Genomic DNA, 259 nt, shown 5'->3' on the forward strand with positions numbered 1-259 from the left:
CTGACAATAGTACTTCGCTATATAGCGATAATTTTGCTTCGGTGTATCTCATCGCAGCAAATGATTTAGGGTCATCAGGTGACCCCCAGTTACCTTGTCCTTCGATAAAGGGATAACGATAACTGAACGGTTGTGCCATCAACACCATTGCTTCATAACACGCTGAGTCGCCATGAGGGTGGTATTTACCCAACACATCACCCACAGTACGTGCAGATTTCTTCGGCTTACCACTGTTTTTTAAACCGAGCTCACTCAT

General features: G+C 44.8%; 1 protein-coding gene. It reads right to left on the reverse strand.

Translation table 11 applies throughout. The features are described from left to right. Positions 1-259, reverse strand: a 259-nt coding sequence (locus ACH107_RS33920) for a DNA gyrase subunit A (protein WP_412509937.1), incomplete at both ends; no start/stop codon positions are given.

It is taken from the genome of Roseovarius halophilus (ex Wu et al. 2025), assembly GCF_047086965.1.